Origin of the sequence: Gracilibacillus lacisalsi DSM 19029, from assembly GCF_000377765.1 — a bacterium.
GTDB classification, from domain to species: Bacteria; Bacillota; Bacilli; order Bacillales; family Amphibacillaceae; genus Gracilibacillus; species Gracilibacillus lacisalsi.
Genome location: NZ_KB898663.1, coordinates 339,048 through 352,791, shown reverse-complemented (window position 1 = coordinate 352,791; position 13,744 = coordinate 339,048). Strand labels below are relative to the sequence as shown.

Genomic DNA, 13,744 nt, shown 5'->3' with positions numbered 1-13,744 from the left:
AGCGATCTTCTTTACAAAAGTTAGCTGAAGACCCGCCCCACGGAAAGCGAGGTGGGCAAGCCGCAGCGGTTGTTACGCCTATTATTCATGTCAAAATAAACTACTTTGGACAGGACCGGGTGGGATTTCCCGGTTTTTCTTAAAATTTCACAATCTTTCCCGGATTACTCCATTCAACACCTAAATCATTTGGAAGACAAAACTGATTATAGCATTGTTTTAATGTCTCATCTAATCCTTGAACAGTCGTCAATTTTCGGTCTTCGTCATAAGCTATCCAATGTTTAGGAAATTTAGGAATGTCCTTTACGGATTGGTGTATTCCGTAAATCGCATTGACATGTGCACTTGCGGCTTCAGGTCCACATAAAATACTTTGTTTTTCATTACGGAGCGCTTCTAACATAACTTCTAATTTTACTATATGAATATTTTCAGGATCTTCGTATACCTTTTCTCTGCCGTCATGCCACTTAGCTATAATATCCCCGCGTTCTCCCTCTGGATGATAGGTGATTGTTGCATCTTCAAACTCTAATGTATATTTCGGACGATGTTCATCAGCAACTGCATGAGAAGCAAGGTAAACCATTTCTATATCATTTTTGGTATGGATATGAATTGCACATGTATCAAATGTTTCAATCGGATTTGCACGATATAATTCAGCCGAAATTTGATCGATTTCCGCACTCGTTTCAATAGAATCACCAGATAAATAGAGTAGATGGTGTAAGAAATGTGCGGTAGCATTATTGGCAACACTATCAAAAATCATCTCTCCGTCTGGACTATATTTTTTTCCTGCCCACCCAGATCGATTAAAATAGTCAGCGTTTCGCGGCCATAATACTAGACTTTTCATCCTGATCGGACGACCAAATGCTCCGCTTAATATATCCTGTTTTAAAGATTGAATTGATTTAGTAAAAGACCAGTTAAATCCGATCGCTAATTTTTTCTGGGTACGATCCCGTGTTTCAATCATTTCCTGCAAATGCTCGCGATTGGCTGTTGCTGGTTTTTCACAAAGTACGTGACTGCCTCTTTCCATCGCAAGACATGCTTGTTCCTTATGTAGGTGGATAGGTGTCGATATAATGGCAAGGTCAGCTTGATGTTCTTGATAGAATTGCTCCAACGTATCATAGATTGGGATATTTTTATCCTTGATTTCCTGATAATACCTCGATCGTTCAGGAGAAACATCAACAGCACCTTTCAAGAATACGTTTTCATAATTGTTTTCAAATAAATTTTTCAAATAAACATTTCCATAACCTCCGATACCAACTAATACAATGGAAATCTCGTTATCCATAGGACAAATCTCCTCACTTTTTGCTTTTTTTAAAATCAATACTATATAATAGCAATATATCACAACTTCCTATTTTTCGCAGTAGATGCTGGAAAACTAAACAAAAAAATCTGAAATCTGGAGGAAGTTCCATGTTAAAAGATATTCGAATCGAACCATTCGGTATACAACTATATGAAAGCAAGCATCACGCTGGTGACCGTATTGAAGAACATCACCACCAAGTCTATCAACTACTTTACGCGCTTGAAGGGACAGGTAAAATCATCTTAGATGGAAAAGAATATTTTCTTGAACAGGATCACCTAACATTTATTACACCATTGACACCACATGCGATTATTTCGGATCATAAATTAACTGTCTTGGTGCTCGCCTTTGATAGACGAATTAAAGATGGAACGAATACAGAATTATTTGAGAAATCATTATACGAATCTAAATTTATCGGTTTAAACCCTTTTAATAGCAGTGAGATTCGCCAGCTATTGCGGACAATGCTTTATGAACAGGCTCATGACAGTCTGCATCAGGAAACAGCGTTACGCACATACTTGTCACAACTTTTATTATTAATCGCACGTGGCGGGAAAAATAATGAAAAAGTTGATGCGAATACCTTACGGGCAGAGCGGCTAAAGGATTATATCGATTCTCATTACTTTGACTGGATCCATGCAGAAGACTTGGCATCACGGCTAGGAATAAGTACGAGACATATGAATACGATTTTCAAAGAAACCTATTATATGACTCCTATTCAATATTTAACAGAAGTCCGCGTAGGTCTAGCTAAGAAAATGTTAGCAGAAACGGACAAAGATATTGCTTCGATTTGTTTTGAAGTTGGATTTGAGTCGCTTTCTACCTTTTATCGAGCCTTTAAGAACATCACGGCGATTTCTCCTCATAAGTACCGGACTAAACAACAGCATATTGATAAGCGAAGTTGATAGTAAATCATGGAAAGCTGCCAGAAAATTAATCAAAGTTGCCAGTAAATGAACCAAAGAAGCCCCAACAATCGACTAAAATACTAGTAATCTCTCCATTTTATTTCCGATTTTAAGAAATTCGTTCTTAGATTAATAAGACGAATTTTTTTTATTACGCTAAACTTAATATAAATTAGCAACTGAAAGGGGAAAAAATAATGGCAGAACATAAAATCGGTATCATTATGAATGGGGTTACAGGAAGAATGGGGACGAATCAACACTTAATTCGTTCTATTAAAGCAATTAGAGAACAAGGCGGTGTTTTATTAAAAAATGAGGATACATTAATGCCTGACCCAATCTTAGTAGGAAGAAACGAAAAGAAATTGAAAGCGTTGGCAGAAGCACATGGCATTGAACGCTATTCAACAGATTTAGAGGCGGCATTAAACGATGATTATAATGAAATTTATTTTGACTCTCAAACAACGGTTAGGCGCGCTGAAAGTATTAAGCAAGCAATAGCAGCTGGAAAACATATTTATTGTGAAAAGCCAACAGCTACTAACCTAGAAGGATCCGTTGAACTAGCAAGACTGGCAAGGGAAGCAGGAGTGAAAAATGGGGTAGTACAAGATAAATTATTCTTACCAGGTCTACTCAAATTAAAGCGTCTTATCGATTCCGGTTTCTTTGGCAAAATGTTATCAGTAAGAATGGAATTTGGTTATTGGGTGTTTGAAGGAGATTGGCAAGAAGCACAACGCCCATCTTGGAACTACCGGAAAGAAGATGGCGGTGGTATTATCGTTGATATGTTTGCACATTGGCGTTATGTCATTGATAACCTTTTTGGTAATGTAAAAGCAGTGTCATGCTTAGGTGCTACTCATATTCCAGAGCGTGTTGATGAAAATGGTGAAAGATATCAAGCAACTGCAGATGATGCTGCATATGGAACATTTGAATTAGATAATGGTGTTGTTGTACAGGCAAATTCATCTTGGGCCGTAAGAGTAAATCGTGATGATTTGTTAACTATTCAAGTGGATGGTACGGAAGGTAGTGCAGTTGCAGGACTTCGGGATTGCAAAGTACAACATCGTGTCAATACACCAAAACCAACGTGGAATCCGGATATTGAAAATCCATTTGATTTCCAAGCACAATGGCAGGAAGTACCGACAAATGATGTGTATGACAATGGATTCAAAGTACAGTGGGAGTTGTTCTTAAAACATGTCTTTGCAGATGAGGAATTCCCTTGGGATCTGCTTGAAGGTGCAAAAGGAACGCAACTTTCTGACCTTGGTTTACAATCATGGGAAGAAAGACGCTGGGTAGAGGTGCCAGAAATCAAATTGTAAGGAGGTACACAAAATGACGAAGCTCATTTTACCGAATAAGGATCGAAAACTATATACTTATGAAGCTAGTAATTATACACCTTTTGATGTTCCAACAGATAAACCTTTTGAAAAAAGGACTGCATTCTCGGCTGCTCATGTGGTGGCCGATCCTTTAGCAGATGCTGATCCTACACTTAATGCTCAAATAGATTGGGATAAAACGATGGAGTATCGCCATTATTTATGGTCACTCGGATTATCTGTAGCAGAAGCAATGGATACCGCACAACGCGGAATGGGATTAAGCTGGGAAGGTGCGAAAGAGCTAATATCACGCTCGATTAAAGAAGCAAAATCTGTTGGTGGGAATATGGCAAGTGGGGTTGGAACAGATCATCTAGAACCATCTCCGTCCGTCACACTAGAAGACGTAGAAAGAGCATATGAAGAACAAGTTTCTTTTGTGGAAGGAGAAGGTGGGAAAATTATTTTAATGGCCAGTAGAGCACTTGCAGCCTGTGCACAAGGTCCAGAGGATTATCAGCGTGTCTATAATAAAATTTTACAAAATGTTTCCCAACCAGTTATCTTACATTGGCTTGGCGACATGTTTGATCCTGCATTAAAAGGCTACTGGGGCCACGAAGATTTAGATGAAGCAATGGAAGTATGCTTGCAAATTATTCGAGACAATGAAGCAAAAGTCGATGGTATTAAGATTTCGCTCTTAGATGATCAAAAAGAAATTGAGATGCGTCGTAAGTTACCAGATAGTGTCAGAATGTATACCGGCGATGATTTCAACTATCCAGAACTTATCAAAGGTGATGAACAAGGATACAGTCACGCCCTGTTAGGTATTTTTGATGCAATTGCGCCGGCAGCAGCGGGAGCGATGCATGCTTTAGATGCAGGTGATCTAGAAAAATATGATCAATTATTAGAAAAAACAGTGCCGTTATCTCGCCATATTTTCCAGACCCCAACTTTTTCTTATAAAACAGGTGTTGTCTTTATGGCATACCTGAATGGTCATCAAGATCATTTCCGGATGATCGGTGGAAAAGAAGGTGCACGTTCAATTGTTCATTTGTCCGATTTATTTGTGATGGCGGATGAGGCTGGATTATTAAGAAACCCAGAATTAGCAACAGATAGAATGCGTTTGACATTAGAACTTGCTGGTGTGAATCAGGAGGGAACACGATGACAGATGAACAGTTAATGAATCGTCTTAGTTTAAATCAAATTACAACCGAACAATGGAGTCTTCAGGAAGCTGTCGAAGGTTGCCTCCATCATGATGTACCATGGATTTCGGTATGGCGTCATAAAATAGCAGAAATCGGCTTAAAAAAATCAAAACAGTTGATTCAGGAAGCCGGATTACAAGTATCGAGTATTTGTCGTGGTGGGATGTTTCCTGCTGCTACTGAGAAAGAAAGAGCAGATAGAATTGATGATAATAAACGTGCTGTGGAAGAAGCGGCAGAATTAGGTACGGATACATTAGTATTGGTTTGTGGTCCAAGTGCTGATAAAGATATTGCTACAGCAAGAGAACAAGTTGCGCAAGGGATTGACAAGTTAGTCCCTTTTGCAAAGGATTATGGTGTAAAATTAGCGATTGAACCTTTACATCCGATGTTTGCTGCAGACAGGTCAGTTATTAACACAATGGAGCAAGCGACAACTATCGCAGAAAAATATGACCCAAGTGAAGTGGGGGTTATTGTTGATGTCTATCATGTTTGGTGGGATCCAAACCTTTATGCGGAAATCGAACGCGCAAAAGGAAGAATTTTAGGTTTTCATGTGTCTGACTGGAAAGTACCAATGGATGATATGTTTAAAGGCCGTTTTATGATGGGAGACGGTGTGATCGAAATTAACAAAATGAGAAAAGCTGTAGAAGCAGCAGGTTATCATGGTCCAATCGAGGTTGAGATTATTAATCAATCATTGTGGGATCGTGATGGGGATGACGTATTGCAAGAGGTCAAGCAAAGTTTTGCTAAACATGTATAAATACTGATAAGGATGGGATGAAGGAGTGTATCTTTTAGGGGTACACTCCTTTCTATAAAATGGAGGGGTGAGTATGAAAAAAGCTCCAGCACCATTATTCAGAGATCCGATCTATGACGGTGCTGCTGATCCAACTGTGATCTGGAATCATGTGGAACAAGAATGGTGGATTATTTATACGAATAGAAGAGCGACAAGCCGGCGAATTGATGTATCATGGGTACATGGAACAGACTTAGGTATCACCACTTCGAAGAATGGTTATGATTGGCTATATCGTGGGATTATCGAAGGTTTAGATATAGAAAAAGGACGTAATACATTTTGGGCACCTGAAATTATTTATCATAAAGGCATCTATCATATGTATGTTACCTATATTAAAGGCGTACCCAATGAGTGGGCTGGTCATAAACGAAAGATATTGCATTATATAAGTGATGATTTGTGGAATTGGAACTATCAAAGTACGTTGTCGCTGAGTTCAGAGTTTGTAATCGATGCTACTGTACACAAGCTGCCAAATGGAAAATGGCGAATGTGGTATAAAGATGAACAAAATCATAGCCATACATACGCAGCTGACAGTGACGATTTATATCATTGGGAATCAGTTGGTCCAGTAATTACTGGTTTCCCACATGAAGGAGCCAATGTGTTTTATTGGAAAAAACAATATTGGTTAATCATTGATGAATGGAGTGGACAAGGTGTCTACCAATCAAAAGATTGTGTGAATTGGCAGTGGAACGGTAAAATTTTAGATAAAGATGGGCAGAGAAAAGATGACCAAGGTGCCGGTCTCCATGCGGATGTATTAGTTATTCATGATAAAGCATATATTTTCTACTTTACTCACCCTGATCGTTTAAAAGGTTATGGAGAAGATTCTTATTTAACTAAACGTTCTTCCATTCAAGTAGCTGAACTAGAAATTGAAAACGGGATTCTTACCTGTAACCGGGATAAAAATCTGACTTTAGATTTGAATTAAAAACTAGGAAACTATGTGTATTTCGAATGGTTTAGATTAGATTTATTTACATTTTTATCTTTCAATGGTAATTTAGTAGTATGAATGACGTAATGTTTGGAGGGGAGAGCCCTGAGAAATAATCAAGATTCAATGGTCGTATACATCACAATTGCAGTAGGGATAACATTACTAATTGGTATAGGCTGGTTTATTAAAAGCTATCTGGATGGTAAAACAGTCTTTAATAACAATTCCATTCAGCAATATGCTTATGATCTTCATCAGACAAAAGCATTAAGCACGATCAATATTCATTTACCCCAGGGGTTAGAAATATTAGATGAAGAAGAGGATCAGGATGAAAACGAAGAAGATGAAGAACTAGAAGATGAGGAAGAAGTCGATGAAACTGTTGAACTAGAAGATGAAGAAAACCTATATGGAGGAACTGAGCAAGTAGACTCCAGCACTAATAATAGTTACTATTATCAAGATAATAACAGTTCCAGCAGTTCTAACAGTTCCAGCAGTAGCAGTAATAGTAGTAGCTCTACAGTTCGTGATGATGTATATGGCGGATAATTACATAAAAAAACAACAGCTTATTCATAGATGGATGCTGTTGTTTTTTTATTGAAACAATTTTATACAGGATAATTTATTTCGCCTGAGGATGTTTCTCTGAAACGATATCTAAATCAGCCGCACGTGCATTGGAACTAACCTGTTCTCGGTTTTTACAACCCGGTATAACAGTCGTGACAGCATTGTGTTTTAAGCACCAAGCAAGTGCCCAACTTGCCATATTTACTCCTTCAGGAACTTCGTGACGAGCAATTTCTTCAACGATTCTTAACAAGCGGTCGGTTTTGTCACGGTCATGTCTGGATCGTACGTCATTTTCTTCAAATGTAGAACCTGGTTTATATTTGCCACTTAAGTAGCCACTTGCTAATGGGACCCTAGCCAAAACACCAAGATCTTGGTTGATGGCAGAGGGATATATTTTTTCCTCAGGTGCACGATCCAGGCGATTATATACTACTTGGATTGCTTCAGCTCCAACTTCTGTTGCTTTATCAGTCTGGTAGCTATCTTCATTTCCAGCTAATGAAATCGCTAAGTGTCGAATCTTACCTGCTTGTTTCTGTTTGTCTAACATGGTCCATAAATCATCATTAGTAAATTCTTCATCAGTACAGGAATGAGCCTGATAAACATCGATGTAATCTGTTTTTAATGATCTTAAGGAGTCATCAAGTTGTTTCAACACTTCATCTGGAGACCAATGGCGCGTCCGTTCAAAATTACGATGAAAATGGTGACCGAATTTAGTTGCTACAATCCAGTCTTCACGATTATTCCTACTTAAATAATCACCGATAAATTGTTCAGAGAGATGATCACCATAACATTCAGCAGTGTCGATCAGATTGATTCCTTCTTGTTTTGCCTGATCAAGAATCTGATCAACTTCTACTTGGATAAAATCCTTTCCCCATTCACCACCGAATTGCCAAGTACCAATTCCTACAACTGAAACATCTAAATTTGTTTTGCCGAGTCTACGATATTTCATACCTTGCACCTCATCTCTTTTTTGTTATAAGTGATAGTTTATCCCTTGCAAATAAAAGCATGTATTATTAGCATAACTGAAAAAGGAAGCGATGTCACAAATTAGACATAAAGATTTGATCAAAATGTGAATGAATGAACATTATTATTGAAAAGAGAAACAATTATGATATGATATAAGTGTAATAAAGATAACAAACACATAACCAAATGTGAAATGATGAACAAGAAAAGGAGTGGTGGAAGATGTTTCTAGAATTCTTAAGATCTAATCGTTATGTTGCAGGTTTTCTAGCTATTATTCGTATTTATTTAGGGTACACTTGGTTAACATCTGGTTGGGGGAAAATAACAGGAGGTTTCGATGCATCCGGTTATTTACAAGGAGCAGTAGCTAAAGCAAGTGGCGACCATCCAGCAGTTCAAAGCTGGTGGGCAGCATTTCTTGAAAATGTCGCCATACCAGGAGCAAATGTTTTCAGCTTTCTAGTAATGTGGGGAGAGTTCTTAGTAGGAATTGCACTTATTCTAGGAATCTTCACAAACTTTGCAGCATTAATGGGAATTGTAATGAACTTTGCCTTTGTTTTCAGTGGAACAGTAAGCAGTAACCCACAAATGATTTTATTAACAGCATTCTTATTAGCAGCAGGGTTGAACGCAGGTAGACTCGGATTAGATCGTTATGTAATTCCATTTATTCGTCAAAAAATAGCAGATAAAAGAAGAAATCAAATGAAACAAGTTGTTGCAGAAACACATTAACTTATAGCTTTATATGTGAAATGTTGAACAAAAATTAAAAGGAGTGACTTAAAATGTTCGTAAACTTTTTAAGAAATAATAAAGTAGTAGCAGGAATCTTAGCTTTTATTAGAGTGTATTTAGGGTATCAATGGATGACAGCTGGTTGGGGCAAGATTACTGGCGGAGAATTCGATGCTAGTGGATTTCTGCAAGGAGCTGTAGCAAACGCAGGTGGTGAACATCCAACTGTTCAAGGCTGGTGGGCAGCGTTCTTAGAAGCTGTTGCGATTCCTGGAGCCGATATTTTTACATTCCTCGTTATGTGGGGAGAATTACTAGTTGGTATCGCGCTTATTCTAGGTGTATTTACTAATTTCGCAGCATTAATGGGAATCATGATGAACTTTGCATTCCTGTTCAGTGGAACAATCAGCACAAATGGTCAAATGATTTTACTCACATTATTCTTACTTGTAGCAGGTTATAACGCAGGAAGATTTGGATTAGACAGATATGTGATTCCTTTCATCAAAGAAAAAGTAACAAGCAAAAATGAAGAAAGCTTTATAAAACAAGCAGAAGCACACTAAGCAAAAAACACGCTCCCAAGTGGAGTGTGTTTTTTGTTCCAAGAATATCAAAGAATAGCACAAAATTTAATATACTGCGCAGTAATTGCTCTCTTCCATTCTTGACTTAGAGAGTGTCAGACAAACCGCTCCGCAGAATACTGCGCTTTCCGTGGGCTCGGCTTCAGCTAACTTTGCAAAGTGGATCTTCAGATCTCGCTGTCCCACAGGAGTCTCCGTATTCTGCCTCCGCTATTGTTGTGCTCTGGTTATAGAAAGGATAGAACTCATGGAACTACATATGGTGGAGAAATCAACTGGCTGATTTCGGATAAGTGTTGTGGAGCATATCTTAACGAAGGCGCCCACTTCCACTCCTGTGGGAATCGTTTGACCTGAAGATCCACTTTTTCGAGCGGTTTTGGCTCAAAAAGTTAGCTGAAGGGCAACCCCCACGGAAAGGGAAGTGGGCAGCCGGAGTGGCGGTTATGATCACGACGATATATGTCAAAATTACTTCATAGGCTACTGTGCATTTAGTTTCGAACAAACAGAATTTTCAAAACTTCGCAGGATGTATCTACTCCACATCACAAAAACAAGCAGGGTCGGTGACCTCGTTAAAGCAGTTTTGTTGTTGTAAACAAAAAAAGGCACCCTATATTATAGGGTGCAAAGGGGGACAATCTATTTTGAATCAAAATACTGTACATGTATCCACACCTCTGAAAGATGTGAACAGTATATGTACACAACAACTATTATTGTAACCGATTTCAGTATATAAAATTTAGTAAGCGATTACAATAGGCACATAGAACTATTTTATTCGCAAATAATGGGAATACTAAATTAGATAATGGCGAATATGCTTATATAAAGGCTTTTTAAATGACTGATAATTTTAAAAAATGGGTGATAAATATGAAATTTCGCCGTTATCAATATCAAAAAAACCGTAACATTATATTGTTAATCGGATTGATCTTCACGATAGCTTTCATCACGTTAGTTGTTTATGCGATCGTACAGTTTTTTTCTACAGAGCGAGAAGTGGAAAAAGTGGTAGAACAGTTTTATCAATACGAACAAAATGGGGATTTCTCTAATTCGTGGGAGATGTTTCACTCTTCAATGAAGAACAGATTTGACAAAAGTGACTATATTCAAGATCGTGCCCACGTATTTCTCGAGCACTTTGGTGTTAACACGTTTGATTTTACGATTAGTGAACCGGTAAAAATTGAAAATTATCAAATGACAACTGAACTGGCAAACACTCAAACCGTTTACCGACTTATCGTAACCTATATTTATCAGAGTAAATATGGTTATTTAGAAATTGATCAACCAGTTATTTTAGCTGAAGAGGATCAAGAATGGCGAATTTTATGGGAATATGAAGAATGACCCATGTTCGATGTTGAAATTTAATCATAATAAGCGTATAATATAAACTACCATACTAGTATAAAGAAGGTGTAGGAATGGTCACTCAAAGTCAAAGAACAAGAGGATCGTCACGGGATTATGTGTACAACACGATTAAAACACAAATTATGAATGGCGAAATTGCCCCTGGAACCAAGCTGTCTGAAAAAGAAATCTCAGATAAGCTTAATGTTAGCAGAACACCAGTTAGAGAAGCTTTTCTACAATTAAATCAGGAAGAATTGCTAGGTGTCTATCCACAAATTGGAACGATTGTGACTAAAATTAATTTAGCATTAGTAGAGGAAGGGCGCTTTGTCAGAGAAAATATTGAAAAAGCTATTGTAAGAGAAGCTGCCGAAACAATGGAAAAAGAAGATTTGCTACAAATGGAATCCAACTTAACACTTCAGGAATTTTCATTAGAAAAAGGATCCTATCAACGCTTATTTGAATTAGATGATGAATTTCACCAGTTAATGTACCGAGGTTGTGGTAAACATAGAACATGGAATATGGTGAAACGAATGAATGTCCAATTTGACCGTTTACGTCTACTACGTCTTTCTGTCAATCATGATTGGAAAATCATCGTCGCTCAGCATCGTAATATATTTGAAGCAATAGCTGGCAGAGATCCTGAGACAGCTGAAAAAGCAGCAATGGAACATCTACAGCTCGTTGAAATAGAAAAAGATCAGCTGAAAGATCAAAACCCAGAATTTTTTGTTTAGAGAGAAGGAGTGTAGATATGAATCGTAAAAAATATAATATGTGGCTACAATATCAGCCAGTAACAGATAGCAAAGCGAAAGAGCAATACCAACTTTTGTTGGATCAAGTTTGTGTGATAGGTGAAGGTTTACAGTTACAAGCTGCAAAGGAAGAGCTGCTTGTGGCTGTACCACAAATGCTTGATAAGAAATTCAACGTTTCGAATGATCCTTATAATAGTAAAGTTGTAATCGGTAACAAGATTGAACTAGCTCAACACCTAGATGAAAACAAGCAAGCGATATTAGCAGATAAAAATGAAGAAGCTTTCCTTCTTTCATCGGATGAAAAACAATTAATCATTACCGGTAATTCTGATGTTGCTGTCTTATATGGAGTCCATCATTTGTTAAGGTTGATGCAGCTTCAAGCAGATATCACACAATTAAGTATAGTTGAACAGCCGAAAAATCAATTTCGAATGCTAAATCAGTGGGATAACTTTGACGGTAGTATTGAGAGAGGGTATTCCGGTCGATCGATTTTCTATCAAAATAATCAATTTGTCGAAGATAAAACGAGAATCAAAGATTATGCGAGATTTTTGTCTTCTGTCGGTATCAATGCCATTTCGATCAACAATGTCAACGTCTGGGAAGAAGAAACCTATTTTATTACCAAAAAATATCTACCTGAAATTCAAGAGATTGCTAGTATTTTCCGTACATATGGTATCAAACTTTATCTAAGTATCAACTTTGCCAGCCCTGTGACACTCGGAGATCTAGGTACGGCAGATCCACTTGATCAAAACGTACAAAATTGGTGGAAAGAAAAAACAAAAGAAATTTATGCTTATATTCCGGATTTTGGCGGATTTGTTGTGAAAGCTGACTCCGAAAACAGACCTGGTCCTTTTACATATAATCGTGACCATGCCGATGGGTCGAACATGTTAGCAAAAGCCTTAGAACCATTTCAAGGTAAAGTAATCTGGCGCTGTTTTGTCTATAACCACTTACAGGATTGGCGTGATCGGTCAACAGATCGGGCAAGAGCTGCATATGATCACTTTAAACCATTGGATGGACGTTTCCATGAAAATGTGATTTTACAAGTAAAAAATGGACCAATGGATTTTCAAGTGCGAGAGCCTGTCTCCCCATTAATTGGGGCGATGCCAAATACGAATCAAATGATCGAATTTCAAGTGGCGCAAGAATATACTGGTCAACAAATCGATTTATGTTATCTAATACCACAGTGGAAAGAAGTCCTTGCCTTTGATACGCATATTAAGGGAGAGGGAACAACCATTGAAGAAATAGTAGCCGGCAATATTCATCACAATAAATACAGTGGGGTAGCAGCAGTTTCCAATATTGGTGATGATGAAAACTGGACAGGAAATACATTAGCACAAGCAAATCTCTACGGATATGGCAGATTAACCTGGAATCCAGCATTAACTTCGGAAGAGATCGCAAAAGAATGGATTAGGCAAACGTTTGGTACGAATCAAGAAGTGCTTGACACGATTGAAGATATGCTATTAAACGCATGGGAAATCTATGAAAATTATACCGCTCCACTTGGAGTAGGCTGGATGGTAACGCCAGGTGTGCATTACGGACCTAACATTGATGGGTATGAGTATTCGAAATGGGGAACCTATCATTTCGCTGATCGTGATGGAATTGGTGTTGATCGGACGAATGAAACAGGAACAGGTTATACCGAACAATATCAAGAACCGCATCAATCTATTTATAATGACTTAGATAAAGTTCCAGATGAACTGCTTTTATTTTTTCATCATGTACCATACAAGTATACGTTAAAAAGTGGAAAGACGGTGATTCAGCATATCTATGACACTCATTATAAAGGCTATGAACAGGTTGAAGGCTTAATCGAGCAATGGAATGGATTAAGCAACGATATTGATAGGGAGCGGTTTGAGAATGTGAAGAATCGCTTAGAGCGACAACTGGAGAACGCTAAGGAATGGCGTGATCAGATCAATACCTATTTTTACCGTAAATCTGGTATCCCAGATCAACACGGACGAACCATCTACTAAAGAAGGGATG

13 protein-coding genes are annotated in these 13,744 nt (G+C 37.9%); 11 read left to right on the top strand and 2 right to left on the bottom strand.

Going from position 1 to position 13,744, the window contains the following annotated elements:
• Positions 1–139: 139 nt before the first annotated feature.
• Positions 140–1,321 carry a Gfo/Idh/MocA family protein gene (locus D569_RS0104190; RefSeq protein ID WP_018931148.1) on the bottom strand — a complete coding sequence of 394 codons (1,182 nt, stop codon included), beginning with the start codon at positions 1,319–1,321 and terminating at the stop codon, positions 140–142.
• Between the two features lie 131 nt (positions 1,322–1,452).
• Between D569_RS0104190 and D569_RS0104185 the strand changes: the two genes are divergently transcribed.
• From D569_RS0104185 to D569_RS23575, 6 genes are all read left to right on the top strand, one after another.
• Positions 1,453–2,274: a helix-turn-helix transcriptional regulator gene (locus tag D569_RS0104185; protein ID WP_018931147.1), complete on the top strand. Its 822-nt coding sequence runs from the start codon at positions 1,453–1,455 to the stop codon at positions 2,272–2,274.
• A 200-nt stretch (positions 2,275–2,474) separates the two neighbouring features.
• Positions 2,475–3,626, top strand: coding sequence for a Gfo/Idh/MocA family protein (locus D569_RS0104180; protein ID WP_018931146.1), 1,152 nt, complete (start codon positions 2,475–2,477; stop codon positions 3,624–3,626).
• Between the two features lie 13 nt (positions 3,627–3,639).
• Positions 3,640–4,818, top strand: coding sequence for a dihydrodipicolinate synthase family protein (locus D569_RS0104175; protein ID WP_018931145.1), 1,179 nt, complete (start codon positions 3,640–3,642; stop codon positions 4,816–4,818).
• Positions 4,815–5,636 (top strand): sugar phosphate isomerase/epimerase family protein, encoded by an 822-nt coding sequence (locus tag D569_RS0104170; RefSeq protein WP_018931144.1) that lies wholly within the window; start codon positions 4,815–4,817, stop codon positions 5,634–5,636. The genes D569_RS0104175 and D569_RS0104170 overlap by 4 nt, the downstream gene beginning before the upstream one ends.
• A gap of 73 nt (positions 5,637–5,709) precedes the next feature.
• Entirely contained in the window at positions 5,710–6,630 is a 921-nt protein-coding gene (locus D569_RS0104165) for a glycoside hydrolase family protein (RefSeq protein WP_018931143.1), read from the top strand.
• A 132-nt stretch (positions 6,631–6,762) separates the two neighbouring features.
• Positions 6,763–7,194 carry a hypothetical protein gene (locus tag D569_RS23575; RefSeq protein WP_018931142.1) on the top strand — a complete coding sequence of 144 codons (432 nt, stop codon included), beginning with the start codon at positions 6,763–6,765 and terminating at the stop codon, positions 7,192–7,194.
• A gap of 76 nt (positions 7,195–7,270) precedes the next feature.
• Here the strand turns inward: D569_RS23575 and D569_RS0104155 are convergent, their stop codons facing one another.
• On the bottom strand, positions 7,271–8,191 hold the full coding sequence (locus D569_RS0104155; protein ID WP_018931141.1) for an aldo/keto reductase: 921 nt from the start codon (positions 8,189–8,191) through the stop codon (positions 7,271–7,273).
• Between the two features lie 245 nt (positions 8,192–8,436).
• Here D569_RS0104155 and D569_RS0104150 point away from each other — a divergent pair, with 245 nt between their 5' ends.
• From D569_RS0104150 to D569_RS0104130, 5 genes are all read left to right on the top strand, one after another.
• On the top strand, positions 8,437–8,955 hold the full coding sequence (locus D569_RS0104150; RefSeq protein WP_018931140.1) for a DoxX family protein: 519 nt from the start codon (positions 8,437–8,439) through the stop codon (positions 8,953–8,955).
• Positions 8,956–9,008: 53 nt separating this feature from the next.
• Positions 9,009–9,527, top strand: a complete 519-nt coding sequence (locus D569_RS0104145; RefSeq protein ID WP_018931139.1) for a DoxX family protein — start codon at positions 9,009–9,011, stop codon at positions 9,525–9,527.
• Between the two features lie 903 nt (positions 9,528–10,430).
• Entirely contained in the window at positions 10,431–10,916 is a 486-nt protein-coding gene (locus D569_RS0104140) for a hypothetical protein (RefSeq protein ID WP_018931138.1), read from the top strand.
• A gap of 77 nt (positions 10,917–10,993) precedes the next feature.
• The gene (locus D569_RS0104135) at positions 10,994–11,671 is read left to right on the top strand and encodes a GntR family transcriptional regulator (protein ID WP_018931137.1); all 678 of its coding nucleotides are present in this window, start codon (positions 10,994–10,996) and stop codon (positions 11,669–11,671) included.
• Between the two features lie 17 nt (positions 11,672–11,688).
• Entirely contained in the window at positions 11,689–13,734 is a 2,046-nt protein-coding gene (locus D569_RS0104130) for an alpha-glucuronidase family glycosyl hydrolase (RefSeq protein ID WP_018931136.1), read from the top strand.
• The last annotated feature ends 10 nt before the right edge of the window (positions 13,735–13,744 follow it).